Source organism: Flavobacterium sp. (assembly GCF_031411595.1).
Classification (GTDB): domain Bacteria; phylum Bacteroidota; class Bacteroidia; order Flavobacteriales; family Flavobacteriaceae; genus Flavobacterium.
Map to the genome: position 1 here is coordinate 28,869 of NZ_JANOBI010000002.1, position 13,968 is coordinate 42,836.

15 protein-coding genes are annotated in these 13,968 nt (G+C 38.2%); 6 read left to right on the forward strand and 9 right to left on the reverse strand.

All coding sequences use genetic code 11. From position 1 onward, the window contains the following. Window positions 1–18 precede the first annotated feature (18 nt). From hemF to hemA, 7 genes are all read right to left on the reverse strand, one after another. Window positions 19–924: an oxygen-dependent coproporphyrinogen oxidase gene (gene hemF / locus RMO03_RS00205; protein ID WP_309640059.1), complete on the reverse strand. Its 906-nt coding sequence runs from the start codon at window positions 922–924 to the stop codon at window positions 19–21. Further along, window positions 921–1,466: a GNAT family N-acetyltransferase gene (locus RMO03_RS00210; RefSeq protein ID WP_309640060.1), complete on the reverse strand. Its 546-nt coding sequence runs from the start codon at window positions 1,464–1,466 to the stop codon at window positions 921–923. Before RMO03_RS00210 ends, hemF begins: the two co-directional genes overlap by 4 nt. A 5-nt stretch (window positions 1,467–1,471) precedes the next feature. After that, on the reverse strand, window positions 1,472–1,846 hold the full coding sequence (locus RMO03_RS00215) for a hypothetical protein (protein WP_309640061.1): 375 nt from the start codon (window positions 1,844–1,846) through the stop codon (window positions 1,472–1,474). Window positions 1,847–1,962: 116 nt separating this feature from the next. Then, the gene (gene hemE / locus RMO03_RS00220) at window positions 1,963–2,988 is read right to left on the reverse strand and encodes a uroporphyrinogen decarboxylase (RefSeq protein WP_309640062.1); all 1,026 of its coding nucleotides are present in this window, start codon (window positions 2,986–2,988) and stop codon (window positions 1,963–1,965) included. Continuing rightward, window positions 2,981–3,661: a uroporphyrinogen-III synthase gene (locus RMO03_RS00225; RefSeq protein WP_309640063.1), complete on the reverse strand. Its 681-nt coding sequence runs from the start codon at window positions 3,659–3,661 to the stop codon at window positions 2,981–2,983. The genes hemE and RMO03_RS00225 overlap by 8 nt, the downstream gene beginning before the upstream one ends. Continuing rightward, window positions 3,662–4,588 carry a hydroxymethylbilane synthase gene (hemC, locus tag RMO03_RS00230; protein ID WP_309640072.1) on the reverse strand — a complete coding sequence of 309 codons (927 nt, stop codon included), beginning with the start codon at window positions 4,586–4,588 and terminating at the stop codon, window positions 3,662–3,664. Next, window positions 4,585–5,841 (reverse strand): glutamyl-tRNA reductase, encoded by a 1,257-nt coding sequence (gene hemA, locus RMO03_RS00235; RefSeq protein WP_309640064.1) that lies wholly within the window; start codon window positions 5,839–5,841, stop codon window positions 4,585–4,587. The genes hemC and hemA overlap by 4 nt, the downstream gene beginning before the upstream one ends. Window positions 5,842–6,068: 227 nt before the next feature. Between hemA and RMO03_RS00240 the strand changes: the two genes are divergently transcribed. From RMO03_RS00240 to RMO03_RS00265, 6 genes are read left to right on the forward strand one after another with little or no spacing between them, the layout of a single operon-like run. Beyond that, window positions 6,069–6,941 carry an AraC family transcriptional regulator gene (locus RMO03_RS00240; RefSeq protein WP_309640065.1) on the forward strand — a complete coding sequence of 291 codons (873 nt, stop codon included), beginning with the start codon at window positions 6,069–6,071 and terminating at the stop codon, window positions 6,939–6,941. Window positions 6,942–6,948: 7 nt separating this feature from the next. Then, complete coding sequence (gene hemH / locus RMO03_RS00245) at window positions 6,949–7,962, forward strand: ferrochelatase (protein WP_309640066.1); 1,014 nt, start codon at window positions 6,949–6,951, stop codon at window positions 7,960–7,962. A 55-nt stretch (window positions 7,963–8,017) separates the two neighbouring features. Continuing rightward, complete coding sequence (locus tag RMO03_RS00250; protein WP_309640067.1) at window positions 8,018–8,572, forward strand: CopD family protein; 555 nt, start codon at window positions 8,018–8,020, stop codon at window positions 8,570–8,572. A gap of 1 nt (window position 8,573) precedes the next feature. After that, window positions 8,574–10,046: a sensor histidine kinase gene (locus RMO03_RS00255; protein WP_409024898.1), complete on the forward strand. Its 1,473-nt coding sequence runs from the start codon at window positions 8,574–8,576 to the stop codon at window positions 10,044–10,046. 2 nt (window positions 10,047–10,048) lie between these two features. Further along, entirely contained in the window at window positions 10,049–10,831 is a 783-nt protein-coding gene (locus RMO03_RS00260) for an enoyl-CoA hydratase-related protein (protein ID WP_309640068.1), read from the forward strand. Window positions 10,832–10,853: 22 nt separating this feature from the next. Beyond that, complete coding sequence (locus RMO03_RS00265; protein WP_309640069.1) at window positions 10,854–12,410, forward strand: hypothetical protein; 1,557 nt, start codon at window positions 10,854–10,856, stop codon at window positions 12,408–12,410. Between the two features lie 31 nt (window positions 12,411–12,441). On the opposite strand, the gene RMO03_RS00270 is transcribed toward RMO03_RS00265, so the two are convergent. Both RMO03_RS00270 and RMO03_RS00275 read right to left on the reverse strand, forming a co-directional pair. Beyond that, entirely contained in the window at window positions 12,442–13,095 is a 654-nt protein-coding gene (locus tag RMO03_RS00270; RefSeq protein WP_309640070.1) for an HD domain-containing protein, read from the reverse strand. Between the two features lie 74 nt (window positions 13,096–13,169). Continuing rightward, window positions 13,170–13,968 (reverse strand): acyl-ACP desaturase (locus RMO03_RS00275; RefSeq protein ID WP_309640071.1); only part of this gene is annotated, 799 nt, incomplete at its 5' end.

Genomic DNA, 13,968 nt, shown 5'->3' on the forward strand with positions numbered 1-13,968 from the left:
ATGTGGTTGATTATTATTTTATTTAATCCATTCTTTTGGATGCTCTAATACTTGAATTAACTTTTCTTCTTCGCTACCTTTTTCGGGATGGTGGTCGTAAACCCATTGCACGTGTGGCGGTAAACTCATCAGAATGCTTTCGATACGGCCGTTGGTTTTGAGTCCGAATAATGTGCCTTTGTCGTGCACGAGATTAAACTCGACGTAGCGGCCACGGCGGATTTCTTGCCAAGTTTTGTGGGCTTCGGTGTATGGTAGTTTTTTTCTTTTTTCTACAATAGGAACGTAAGCTTCTAGAAAACTATTGCCGACTTCGGTTACGAAATTGTACCAATCTTGCATCGACATTGACTCGGTTGCTTTACAATAATCGAAGAATAATCCTCCGATGCCGCGGGCTTCATTTCGATGGGCATTCCAGAAATAGTGGTCGCATTGTTTTTTATATTTTGGATAGAATTCAACGTTGTGTTTGTCGCAAGCGGTTTTACAAGTTTGATGAAAATGAATCGCATCTTCTTCGAACAAATAATAAGGCGTTAAATCTTGTCCGCCGCCGAACCATTGTTCGATGATATTTCCGTCATTATCATACATTTCAAAATAGCGCCAGTTGGCATGAACCGTGGGCACCATTGGATTTTTTGGATGAATGACAAGGCTTAATCCACAGGCGAAAAAATCGGCTTCACCAACTTTGAACATTTTCTGCATGGCTTCGGGCAACTTTCCGTGAACAGCCGAAATGTTGACACCGCCTTTTTCAATGACGGCTCCGTTTTCGATGACGCGTGTTATTCCGCCACCGCCTTCGGGACGTTCCCAAATATCTTCACGGAACTTCGCTTGACCATCAATGGCTTCTAGTCCGGAGACAATTTCGTCTTGTAGTTTTAGTATGTAATTGTAAAATGTGTCTTTCATTTTTGATATTCCGATTTCAATAATCCAAAATAAACGATATCTTCTAAAATGGCTTTTCCGTTTTTGAATTCTTCGCGCAAAATGCCTTCTTTTTGGAAGCCTTGTTTGGTGGCGATGCGTTGGCTTGCCATGTTGATTTTTGAAGTGCAGATGTACACTTTATTCATTTGTAATACCTCAAAACAAAAAGCAACAGTTTCAGCAACCGCTTTAGAAATGATGCCTTTGCCTTCAAAATGGTGGTCTATGAAATACGCCAATTCACATTTCATAATCGATTTGTTGATGTTTTTAATGCATACATAAGCAATCAATTTTTCAGTTTCTGTATTTCGAATGTAAAAATAATAACCGTCTTTTTCGTTTTCTTTCTGTATGTTTTTTTGAAGAAAATCTTTCGTTTTTTCGAGATTCGAACAGCAACTTAACGTAATTGGGAATGTGTTTTCGATATGACTTTTATTGCTTTGCACCAAATTGTAAAATTCTTCAGGAAGAATAGTGTCGATGCGTTCTGTTGTCCAATTCTCGAATGTCATCATGGCTGTTACTTTTTAGCGGCGTTTATTTTATTGAAAATAGTGTATGAAAATGTTTTGCTTTCTGTTTGCACAAACTCATAAACAGCGATGGCTTTTTCGGATAATGAAAATCCGTTTTCGGGTAATCTTGATGAAAGCATAATTAGAAAATCGGCGAATTGCTCTGCATTTTCCCAATCGAAATGGTGCTTTTGAAGGTGTTCAACCATGTTTTCTGGTTTAAATTCCAACAACGCTTGTAAATCCAATCCAATTCCGGATAATATTTCATCAATCAATGCATTGCCGTTTTCGGGAACGTAATCCATACCCATCAACCTTTTGAGGATGTTGTTGATGCGTTCGTTTTCTTCGTCGCGAAGTCTTGCAGTTAGTGGCATAATCGTTCTATTTTACCAAGTTTGCGTGAGGGATTGACGCTTTGTCTGAGCTCTTTTTGCGCCGGCGTTCGGCGTAAAAAAGCGAGTGCGGAAAGCCCGGCCCTTGTGGACACGCCCTAATTTTTATATTCTTTCACGGCATCAATAAACGCTTTCGCGTGGTCGACCGGTATGTTGGGTAAAATCCCATGACCGAGATTGACGATGTATTTGTCTTTCCCGAATTCGTCGATCATTTGATGCACCATTTTTTTAATCGTTGGAATCGGAGATAACAATCTTGACGGATCGAAATTGCCTTGCAATGTGATATTTCCACCCGAAAGATATCTTGCATTTCTTGGCGAGCATGTCCAATCGACACCTAAAGCAGATGCACGACTTTTCCCCATTTCATTCAAAGCGAACCAACAACCTTTTCCGAAAACAATCACATCGGTTTCATCGGCTAATGCTTCGACGATTTGGTTGATGTATTTCCATGAAAATTCTTGATAATCGACCGGTGACAACATGCCACCCCAAGAATCGAAAATCTGTACGGCATTGACGCCGGCTTTTACTTTTTCTTTTAAATATAAAATGGTGGTATCGGTGATTTTTTGCAACAATACGTGCGCGGCTTCGGGATGTGTAAAGCAAAATCCTTTGGCAGTATCAAAACTTTTGGAGCCTTTTCCTTCCACGGCATAACAGAAAATCGTCCATGGCGAACCTGCAAAACCGATTAATGGCACTTCATCATTGAGCATTTCTTTGGTGAGTTTGATGGCATCCATCACATAACCTAAAGTTTCGTGGATGTCGGGAACGATGACTTTTTCTACATCTTGAATTGTTCGGATTGGATTGGGCAAAAACGGACCAACGTTTTCTTTCATGAGCACTTCGATGCCCATCGCCTGCGGAACAACCAAAATATCGGAGAATAAAATCGCCGCATCGGGTGCAATTCTGCGAATCGGTTGAACCGTAATTTCGGCAGCTAATTCGGGTGTTTGACAACGCGTGAAGAAATCATATTTGTCGCGAAGTGCAATGAATTCGGGTAAATATCTTCCGGCTTGACGCATCATCCAAACTGGAGGGCGTTCGACGGTTTCTCCTTTTAAGGCTTTTAAAAATAAGTCGTTTTTAATCATAATCTTTTTTACTGTAATAATTTATACATTGTATAATCACGTTTTCAACGGATGGTTGATTCGCAATAACTATATTTTCTGTGAATTTTTCTGCAGTTTCCGCGGTAGTTTGACCGATGCAGAAACACATTTCATCTGTAATTTTATTTGTTTTGAGATAACTTTCTACTGCTGATGGACTGAAAAATAAAATGCCGTCAGGTTTCGATTGTATTTCCGTTGGCGTGTATATCGTTTCATAGACTTCAATTTCTTCAAACTCAATTTGCGCCAACTGCATGGCTTCGGGCAAAATGTCTTTTCTTAAATTCCCGCTAAAAAACGTAAAGTTTTGTTTTTGGTATTTGTTGCAAATGATTGATGCCAATTCAGCAGCGTAATCTGAACATACCAACACTACAAAACCATTTTCCTCTAACAAAGCTTTGGTTTTTTCACCAACACAAAAACACCTTTTAGGAAGTAACACTTCTGGTTTTTTATTTTTAAGAATGCTTTCAACAGCGTTTTGACTCGTGAAAATTAGAAACTCGAAATCATTGTTGATTTTAAAATCTTTATACTTGATACCAATAAAATCAGCTTCAACGACAGAAAAATTCGCATTCAACAAATACTGCTTTTGGTTGGGCAGCAATTTTTTTGTTGATACTATGCGAACTTGATTTTCCATTTAGTTCATTTTCGGTTTGAGTTGTTTTCGAAGTTCCTGCATGATTTCTTTTCCGCCATTTTCTAAAACTTCTTGAGCACAGTAATAGCCTAGTTTTTTCCATTCTTGTATGGGCACTGTTTTTTCAACAGCCACTTTTTGCTTGCCGTCTAATGAAAGAAGAATGCCTTTAAATGAAATATCGTCTTCTATAATTTTAACCAAAGCTCCAATTGGCGCGGTACATCCACCTTCTAATGTTTTAAGAAATTGGCGTTCGATGTGTGTGCAGACTTCGGTTTCAACATCGTTTAATTCCGAAACAGCGTCGATACAAAAATTGTCATTTCCCATGGCTACTATAACCATGGCTCCTTGTGCCGGTGCGGGAATCATCCAATCTAAATCGATGAAATTTTCAGGTTTGATATTGATGCGTTCAAGACCTGCTGCTGCGAATACAGCACCATCCCAATGGTTATCTTGGAGTTTTTGCATTCGTGTATTGACATTACCGCGCAAATCAACAACATGGTGATTCGGATAACGATTGAGCCATTGCGCTTGACGGCGTAAACTTCCGGTTGCTATTGTATTTTCGCTTGAGAAATCTGGGTTTCCTTTATGGACTAAAATATCCAAAACATTGGCGCGCTCTAAAACGGCGGCTTGCACTATGCCTTGCGGTAACGCTGTCGGCACGTCTTTCATCGAATGCACGGCAATATCAACTTGCCCATTAATCATCGCGATGTCTAAAGTTTTGGTAAAAATTCCGGTGATGCCGAGTTCATAAAGTGGTTTGTCGAGAATGATATCACCTTGAGATTTGACGGCAATGATTTCGGTTTTGTATCCTAAATCGTTGAGTTTTTTTTGAACGGTGTGTGCTTGCCAAAGTGCCAATTCGCTGTCACGAGTTCCGATGCGTATGGTTTTGCTCATTATTTCGACACCGTTTCTATTTGAAAAATTTTCTCAATCCATTCGATGCTTTCATCTACCATGGTGTTGTCGTCTTTGAGGTGATTCGCAAAATGATTGGTGATTTTTTGAATGATGCGATTGCTGATGAGTTCGGCTTGTTCTTCGTCGAAGTTTGAAATTTTCTTGCGTTGGAAATTGAGCTCGCCTTCTTTTATAGAATTGAGTTTCTCTTTCAAAGCGTGAATTGTTGGCGCAAATTTTCGGGCTTTTGTCCAAGTTAAAAACTCTTCTTTGATTTCTTCTATAATAGCTTCCGCTGCGGGAATATGAGATTTTCTTTTTTCTAAAGTTTCATCAGTCATTTGTGATAAATGATCCATGTGGATTAAAGAAACGCCTTCTAAATCTTTAACATTCTCATGTACGTTTTTTGGAATCGATAAATCTAAAATCAACATTGGTTTTTTGAGATTCAAAATCGCTTTGTCAATCGTTGGATTTTGTGCACCTGTTGCAACGACAACCACATCTGCTTTTTGCAATTCGAGATGCAATTCAGAATAATCTTTAACAATCAGGTTCAATTTTCCTGCAAGTTTTTCCGCTTTATCTTTTGTTCTATTGATTAGTGTAATGTGTTCGTTTTTGGTATGCTTTACTAAATTTTCGCAAGTATTTCTTCCGATTTTGCCGGTTCCGAAAAGCAGAATGTTTTTGTTTCCGATGTTTTCTACATTCCTAATAATATATTGAACAGAAGCAAAAGAAACCGAAGTAGCTCCTGAACTGATTTCAGTATCGGTCTTGATTTTTTTACTCGCTTGAATCACGGCATTAATCAAACGATCTAAAAAGGTATTGATTAAATCTAATGATTTTGATTCGTTGAAACTGGTTTTGATTTGGCTGATAATTTCAAAGTCACCAAGAATTTGACTGTCTAAACCTGTTCCAACTCGGAACATATGGTTGACTGCTTCTTGATTTTTATATACAAAACCTACTTTTTGAAACGCTTCAACGGAACCATTACTGTTTTCACAAATCAATTTGATGAGTTGAAACGGATGTTCCGCAAAGCCATATATTTCTGTCCTGTTACAAGTCGAAGTCACAATAAGACTTTCAATGCCTTCAAGCTTGGCTTGTTCTAAAACTTTGGTTTTAGCTTTGGCATCGAGACTGAATTCTCCACGAATCACAGCATCGGCTTTTTTATAGCTCAAACCAACGGCATAGAAGTAGAGGTGTTTTGGGACGGTATTGTTTTCCATAAATTTACTTTTCTAGAAAGTTCAACAAAATTATCACTATGCTTTTTATAAAAGTAACGCTGTAAGGACTATTTGTGTCGCTGTGAGATATTTTAATCCAAATCCTGTTATACATCGTAAATTCTTATAAATTTGCAATAGAATCAAGCCTTGTGAAATTGCTTATATAGAATTATTCTAAATAGATTTTAAGCTTGATTCAAAAACATATACGAAAAAATATCGCTATGGGTTCTCAGGAAGTAATAACAATTGAAGAAGATTTTACCCTAATTCGTTTTCAAAACGACGGCGATGACATTTTTACGGCCGAAAGGCAGATAAAACAAGGGTTGATTCAATTTCATTTCGGCATCAAAGGCAAAGCAAAATTTATGTTTAATCAAGGAAGTTATGCTTTAGACTTGAAAGAAGAGAAAGCATTGTTACTCTACAACCCACAAAAAGAATTGCCTTTGCATTTAGAATTGGCTCCAAATTCGTGGGTGATTTCGGTGATTGTTTCGATTAAAAAATTCCATGCTTTGTTTTCCGACGAAGCGAATTATATTTCATTTCTGAATCTTGAAAATAAAGACAAAAAATATTATAGTGAAACCGATATTAGTCCATCGATGGCGATTGTGTTGAGCCAATTGTTTCATTACAACCTGCATCCATCGATTAAAAATTTATATTATAAAGGTAAAGGTTACGAATTGCTTAGCCTTTATTTCAATCGTTCTGAAGATCCAAACGCAGAACAATGCCCGTTTCTGATTGACGAAGAAAACGTGATGAAAATCCGAAAAGCCAAAGACATCGTAATTGCTAACATGTCAGAACCACCGGGTTTGCAAGAACTCTCAGACCAAGTTGGGTTGAATTTAAAAAAACTAAAAATGGGTTTCAAGCAAATTTACGGCGATACGGTTTACGGTTTTTTATTCGATTACAAAATGGATTATGCACGGCGGTTGCTCGACAGCGGTTCGTATAATGTCAATGAAGTTGGATTGAAAATCGGTTACAGTACAGGAAGCCATTTCATTGCAGCATTCAAAAAGAAATTCGCCACGACACCAAAAAAATATTTAATGTCCATTAATCCCAATACATAAACAAACCATGAAAGGAGTTTTATTAGTCAATTTGGGTTCGCCCGAAAGTCCAACCGCAAAAGATGTTAAGCCTTATTTAGATGAATTCTTAATGGACAAATACGTTATCGACGTTCCATTTTTACTGCGGGCATTATTAGTTCGCGGTATTATTTTACAAACACGGCCAAAGAAATCGGCGGCAGCTTATGCTAAAGTATGGACAGCTGAAGGTTCACCATTGATTGTCATCTCTAAAAAAATGCATCAAAAAGTTCAAAAACTGGTTGATATTCCTGTGGCTTTATCGATGCGTTATGGGACAATGTCGATTTTAAAAGGATTACAAGAACTTAAAGACAAAGGCGTAACTGAAGTGTTGCTTTTTCCTTTGTATCCGCAACATGCGATGGCATCAACGGTGACGATTTTAGAATTGGCGGAAGAATTGCGTAAGAAGCATTTTCCTGAAATGAAATTTACGATTGTTCCGGCGTTTTATAACAAACCCGATTACATCAAATCATTGTCGAATTCCATTAAAAAATATCTTGACACTTTCGAATACGACCATTTGTTGTTTTCATATCACGGCATTCCTGAGCGTCATATTCGCAAAACCGACATCACTAAATCGCATTGCAAAATTGATGGTTCTTGTTGCAATACACCTTCGCCGGCACATGAGTTTTGCTATCGTCATCAATGTTATGAAACTACGAAACAAGTTGTAAAACTGCTAGGCATTCCCGAAGGGAAATACAGTCAAACCTTTCAATCTCGATTGGCTGGAGATAAATGGCTGACGCCTTATACGGATGTTGAAGTTAATAAAATGCCCGAAAAAGGTATCAAAAAATTAGCGGTGGTAACACCGGCTTTCGTTGCAGATTGTTTGGAAACTTTAGAGGAAATCGCGATGGAAGCGAACCATCAATTTAAAGAACATGGCGGTGAAGAATTTTTGGCGATTCCGTGTATGAATGATGGCGATGAATGGTGCGAAACGGTAAGTCATTGGATTTCAGATTGGGCAAAATAGTAAGGAACGCCTTTCAACACGGATTTTAACTACTTTTGAAAAAAATACGATATTAATGGAACTTTATAATTACCTAAAATCGCTGCATCTCATCTTTGTAATCACTTGGTTCGCAGGATTGTTTTATATCGTTCGATTGTTTGTATATCAAATTGAAGCTTCCCAAAAACCATCACTTGAAAAGGAAATTTTACAGAAACAATACAAAATCATGACCTATCGATTGTGGTATATTATCACTTGGCCGTCGGCAATTTTGGCGAGTTTCTTTGCATTTTGGATGTTGTTTTTTACCGATTTAGGGAACGCATGGTTGCATATGCCGTGGATGCATGTCAAGTTGGGATTTGTGTTTTTGTTGTATTTATACCACCTGAAATGCCATCAGATTTATTTGCAATTGCAACGCGATGAAGTCAAACACACTTCGAATTTTATGCGTTTGTGGAATGAAGGCGCTACCATTATTTTATTTGCTGTCGTCTTTCTTGTCATCTTGAAAAACGCCGTCAACTGGATTTATGGCGTCATCGGAATCGTTTTATTTTCTGTTTTGATTATGCTTGGATTCCGCTTCTATAAAAAAATACGCGAACGCAATCCATCGTAACATGGCAGCCCAATTCAAAATGTCGATGCTTTCGCTGCGGATTAGGATTTTCCTGTCGATGATTGTATTGATTTTGATAGCGTCGATTTTGATGGCTTCGATTTCGATTATTCAGTTTAAAAACGAAGCCAAAGATTACCATCAAGAGCGACTCGAACGTAAGGAAACTGCGATTAAAGAACACATTCAATATGTGCTTTCGACGACAACTTATCCGTTGACGACAAAAAATTTGGGTTTGATTTTTAAAGATAAAATCCATGAATTGGCGCAAATTCACAATCTTGAAATCAACATTTACAGCCTTGATGGAAAATTGTTGAAATCCTCGAAAGCGTCTTTTTCGATTGACACTTTATCGCCTCCAATTCCGAAATACATCATCAAACTTGTACAATCGTCTATTGAAAAACGTTACGTTGATATCAAAAATATTGACGGTGTCAGAAACCGATCTTCGTACAGCCAAATTAAAGACGAGAAATTCAAACCACTAGGAATTCTGAATCTACCTTATGTGGAAGACGATGGTTTTTATGAAAAAGAATTGCAAAACTTTTTAATTCGATTGGGTCAAGTTTATGCTTTCATGCTCGTGATTGCTTTTGCACTGGCGTATTTTCTTTCAACTTACATTACCCAATCTTTAAAAACCATTTCCGACCGTTTGAGCGAAACGAGTTTGAGTCAGAAAAACAAAAAAATTGTACTAGAAGCCAACAGCAAGGAAATCAATTTGTTGATTAAAGCCTACAACGGCATGGTCGATGAACTCGAAAAAAGTGCTGTCAAATTGGCCCAAAGCGAACGTGAAGAAGCGTGGCGCGAAATGGCGAAACAAGTCGCGCATGAAATCAAAAATCCGCTTACACCGATGCGACTTACCGTGCAAAGTTTCGAAAGAAAGTTTGATGCGAACGATCCGGAACTCAAACAAAAACTCAAAGATTATTCGGAAACATTAATTCAACAAATCGATACAATGAGTGCCGTGGCTTCTGCATTTTCGAATTTTGCATCGATGCCGGCACAACAAAACGAAACGCTTAATGTAGTAGAAGTTGTAGAGTTGGCGCTCGATATTTTCAACGAAGAATACATCGTTTTTGAAAGCGACGAAAAAGAAATCATCTCCAAAATGGATCGTACCCAATTGATCCGAATCATTACCAATTTGGTTAAGAATGCCATTCAATCGATTCCTGAAATACAAGAATACAAATCGGTTTTGGTATCAGTCAGAAGACATCCAAATGAAGTGATTATTTTGGTGAAAGACAATGGAACAGGCATCGAGGAACAGTTTGTTGAGAAAATCTTCGAACCTAAATTCACCACCAAAAACAGCGGCATGGGTTTAGGCTTGGGAATTATCAAAAATATTATCGAAAATTATAAAGGAACAATTACATTTGAAACCGAATTTGGGAAGGGCACTACGTTTTTAGTGGCACTTCCATTAATACAATCATAATTATGAATTACGAAAATATTATCATCAGCACCGAAAATCAAATTGCTACTGTGACGATCAATCGTCCGACGAAACTCAATGCTTTGAATGTGGCGACCATACAAGAATTGCATCACGCTTTTAATACGTTAGAATTGAATTCAGAAATCAGAGTCATTATTCTAACCGGAAGCGGAGAAAAAGCCTTTGTAGCCGGAGCCGATATTGCAGAATTCGCTCATTTTTCTATAGAAGAAGGCGCGCAATTGGCAGCACAAGGTCAAGAATTATTGTTCGATTTTGTAGAAAAACTCAAAACTCCGGTTATCGCGGCAGTCAACGGATTTGCTTTAGGTGGCGGTTTAGAATTGGCGATGGCTTGTCATTTCAGAATCGCATCTGACAATGCTAAAATGGGATTGCCTGAAGTTTCTTTAGGTGTGATTCCAGGTTATGGCGGAACGCAAAGATTGCCACAACTTATAGGAAAAGGCCGCGCTATGGAAATGATTATGACCGCCGGAATGATTACCGCTGAAGAGGCGCACCGAACAGGTTTGGTGAATCATGTCGTGCCACAAGCCGAGCTTTTAGATTTTTGTAAAAGTATTGCGGAACGCATTTTAAAAAATTCTCCTGTAGCTATCGGACAAGCGATTAAAGCTGTGAATGCCAACTTCAAAGAAGGCGTGAATGGTTATGAAACCGAAATCAAAGCGTTTGGGAAAATGTTCGGGACTGAGGATTTCAAAGAAGGAACAACAGCATTTTTAGAAAAAAGGAAAGCAGCATTTAAAGGAAACTAGTTCAACCAAACCCAATTATTATATGAAAAAAAGCATCGCTCTAGCATTATTCGCCTTAAGTACCATTGGTAATTACGCGCAAGACATTCCAACTACTATCGCAAAAAGCGATATTTTTAAAGATGAATACAAATTCTCTCAGATTGCTGATGTCACCCAAGACGGCAATGGTGGCGTGCTCGTTTCCAGAACTTATCGAGGAGGCTTCTTTTCAGGCGGAGCCGGCGGTTATTATTTCGAACATTATGATGCCAAACTCAAACTCATTAAGGAGTATGAATATGAAATGAAATACTCAGAATTTGAAAAACAAAGTTCGGTGTTGGGCATGATCACTAATGGCGACGAAATTCACTTGATTGACTTCTTATACAACCGTGATGAAAAAGCATACATCTGTTCTGCATTGACCGCGAATATCAATGATTTTAATTTTAAAAAAACAGAATTGTTCAGACTCAGTAGCGATGAAATCAAACAATTCAGTTTCTTCGCTTCTTCCGCTTTTGATAATGATTCCGGCGCGTCTATGATTCTGAATGAAGATAAAAATGCATTTGCAATTACCGTTGATATTAAAGACAAATCGACAGAAACCCACAAACTGTTTTTATTCGACAATAAATTGAATAAAAAGATAGAACACATTTTCGTAAGAGATATTAAAGACCGAAAATTTGTGTATGAAAACATCGATGTTTCCAATGATGGCAACACTTTATATTTGTTAGGGAAAGTATATACCGACGAAAAGAAAAGCAAAAAAGATGGCGGAAAATACCAATTCGAATTAACACGTGTCACAAAAGACAGTCAGAAAACACAAGTTTTTGACACGGAAGAACATTACTCAAGATCACTCAAAACCATTGTTTTAGAAGGTCGTCTGACTTGCGTTGGTTTCTATTCCGACAGAAATGACAATCGTTATAAAGGGATTAGTTATTTCGAACTCGACCCGGAAACGTTGGCTATCAGAAAAACAAAATTCAATCCGTTTACCGAGCAATTTATGATTGATAAATACGGAAAAGATAAAGACAAGGAGCTTAAAAATTTATCATTCAGAAAAATCCTAATTACGCCGACGCATGAAATTGTTTTCAATGCTGAAGAGTTTTACATCGTTACTTCATACGTGAGCACACCTAACGGAAGTTATACCACGACAACGTATCATTATGACGATATCGTAACGGCAAAAATCAATACTTCGGGCGATATCGCTTGGGCTAGAAACATCAACAAACGTCAAGCAACAGCAGGTGAGAGTTCGTATCTTTCTTATACATCAACCATCAAAGGCAACGACACTTATTTCTTTATCAATGCTGGTGAAAAAGTAAAAAAACTCAGCAATGACCGCATTCAATTTGGGCAAACCAGCACGAAGCATTCTAATTTAAATGTAATCCGTGTCAACGAAAATGGCGACTTTGATTACAAAGAAATCTTAGATGATAAAGATAATGAAGTGCCATTTATGGTAGCTTATGGCGCCATTATGACCTCAGAACATTCCGTCTTTTTTATGGGAAGAAAAGGCAAGAAAAAGCAATTATTGAAAGTCACATTATAAAATAGGAAGAGCGTCTAAATGGCGCTCTTTTTTATTGCTCACCATTCCATTCCGCGTAGAATTGCGATAGGAACAGTTCCATATAATGATGGCGTTCTTGGGCGATTTGCTTTCCGGTTTCAGTATTCATTTTGTCTTTGAGCAACAACAATTTTTCATAGAAATGATTGAGTGTTGGTGCTTCATTCGACTTATATTCTTCTTTGCTCATATGCAAATTCGGAGCAATATCAGGATTGTACAACGGTCTGTTTTTAAATCCACCATAATTGAAAGTTCGGGCAATGCCAATCGCACCAATAGCGTCGAGGCGATCAGCATCTTGCACAATTTCTAATTCTTTAGAATGGAATTTCTTTTCGAAATTACCGCCTTTGAAAGAAATATTTTCAATGATATTCAATACATGAACAATAATCGTTTCTTCAACATTTTGACTTTCTAAAAACGCACGCGCTGTTTTCGGACCAATGGTTTCGTCACCATCATGAAATTTACTATCGGCAATATCATGAAGCAACGCACCCAACTTCACAACCATTTCATCACAAGTTTCGGATTGTGAAATCAGCATCGAATTTTTGTAAACACGTTCGATGTGAAACCAATCGTGCCCGCCTTCAGCATCCGCCAATTGTTGTTTTACAAAGGTTATGGTTCTAGAAATTAAATCAGGATTGTTCATGATTTTGAATTAAAAAATGTTGAACCTTAAAGTATTCACTTCAAAATTCAACATTGATATGCTATTAAAATTAATTATCCCGCTACAGCCGGTTCCACCCATTTAAACACAAACGAATCCGGTGGAATCACCATTCTTTCAGAAACCTTGGCCATTCTCGCTGGAAGTTTCATCAAGTAATCTCTGGCTTTTTCAGCTTCATCCGTCAAACCGGTGATTTTATCAATCTCCCATTTGTCGATGAGTTTCTGCATGATGTCTACGTAATCGCTTGCGGTGTAAACGCCAATACGCTGCGCTGAATTGGAGAACTGTTCGAAAGCAGCACCAATTTGTTGCCCAGATTCTCTCAAAAACCCGGCAGGCATTGTGATTTTGTTTCGCATCATGTGATTGAACGCGAGCATCATTTCACTTGGATCGACTTTAAAAATTTCAGTCACAAATTGGCTGTACGCATGGTGATGGCGCATTTCGTCGCCCGCAATCATCTTACACATTTTCGACAGTTTGTTGTCGCCATAACTTTTCGCCAATTGCGAAACACGGTTGTGTGAAATGTAGGTTGCCAATTCTTGAAAAGAAGTATACACAAAGTTTTTGTATGGATCGCGTCCGGTTCCGATATCGAATCCGTCGGAGATTAAATGCTGTGTGGTCATTTCGATTTCACGCATGTTGACACGGCCGGACAAATAAAGGTATTTATTGAGGAGATCGCCGTGACGGTTTTCCTCGCCGGTCCATTGGCGAACCCATTTCGACCATGCATTTCGCTCCACATTGTCAACACCTTCCACGTCCATCAGCCAGGATTCGTAGGTTGGCAGGGCTTCTTCGGTGATCGTATCACCTACCATGGCTACCCAAAAA

Bases quoted from the DNA above. Each gene is read 5' to 3' on its own strand.
- RMO03_RS00250 (WP_309640067.1), top strand. From the start codon at position 8,018: ATGGAACTTTATAATTACCTAAAATCGCTGCATCTCATCTTTGTAATC.
- RMO03_RS00260 (WP_309640068.1), top strand. From the start codon at position 10,049: ATGAATTACGAAAATATTATCATCAGCACCGAAAATCAAATTGCTACT.
- RMO03_RS00225 (WP_309640063.1), bottom strand. From the start codon at position 3,661: ATGGAAAATCAAGTTCGCATAGTATCAACAAAAAAATTGCTGCCCAAC.
- RMO03_RS00240 (WP_309640065.1), top strand. From the start codon at position 6,069: ATGGGTTCTCAGGAAGTAATAACAATTGAAGAAGATTTTACCCTAATT.
- RMO03_RS00255 (WP_409024898.1), top strand. From the start codon at position 8,574: ATGGCAGCCCAATTCAAAATGTCGATGCTTTCGCTGCGGATTAGGATT.
- hemF (WP_309640059.1), bottom strand. From the start codon at position 924: ATGAAAGACACATTTTACAATTACATACTAAAACTACAAGACGAAATT.
- RMO03_RS00265 (WP_309640069.1), top strand. From the start codon at position 10,854: ATGAAAAAAAGCATCGCTCTAGCATTATTCGCCTTAAGTACCATTGGT.
- RMO03_RS00270 (WP_309640070.1), bottom strand. From the start codon at position 13,095: ATGAACAATCCTGATTTAATTTCTAGAACCATAACCTTTGTAAAACAA.
- RMO03_RS00215 (WP_309640061.1), bottom strand. From the start codon at position 1,846: ATGCCACTAACTGCAAGACTTCGCGACGAAGAAAACGAACGCATCAAC.
- RMO03_RS00210 (WP_309640060.1), bottom strand. From the start codon at position 1,466: ATGATGACATTCGAGAATTGGACAACAGAACGCATCGACACTATTCTT.
- hemE (WP_309640062.1), bottom strand. From the start codon at position 2,988: ATGATTAAAAACGACTTATTTTTAAAAGCCTTAAAAGGAGAAACCGTC.
- hemA (WP_309640064.1), bottom strand. From the start codon at position 5,841: ATGGAAAACAATACCGTCCCAAAACACCTCTACTTCTATGCCGTTGGT.
- hemH (WP_309640066.1), top strand. From the start codon at position 6,949: ATGAAAGGAGTTTTATTAGTCAATTTGGGTTCGCCCGAAAGTCCAACC.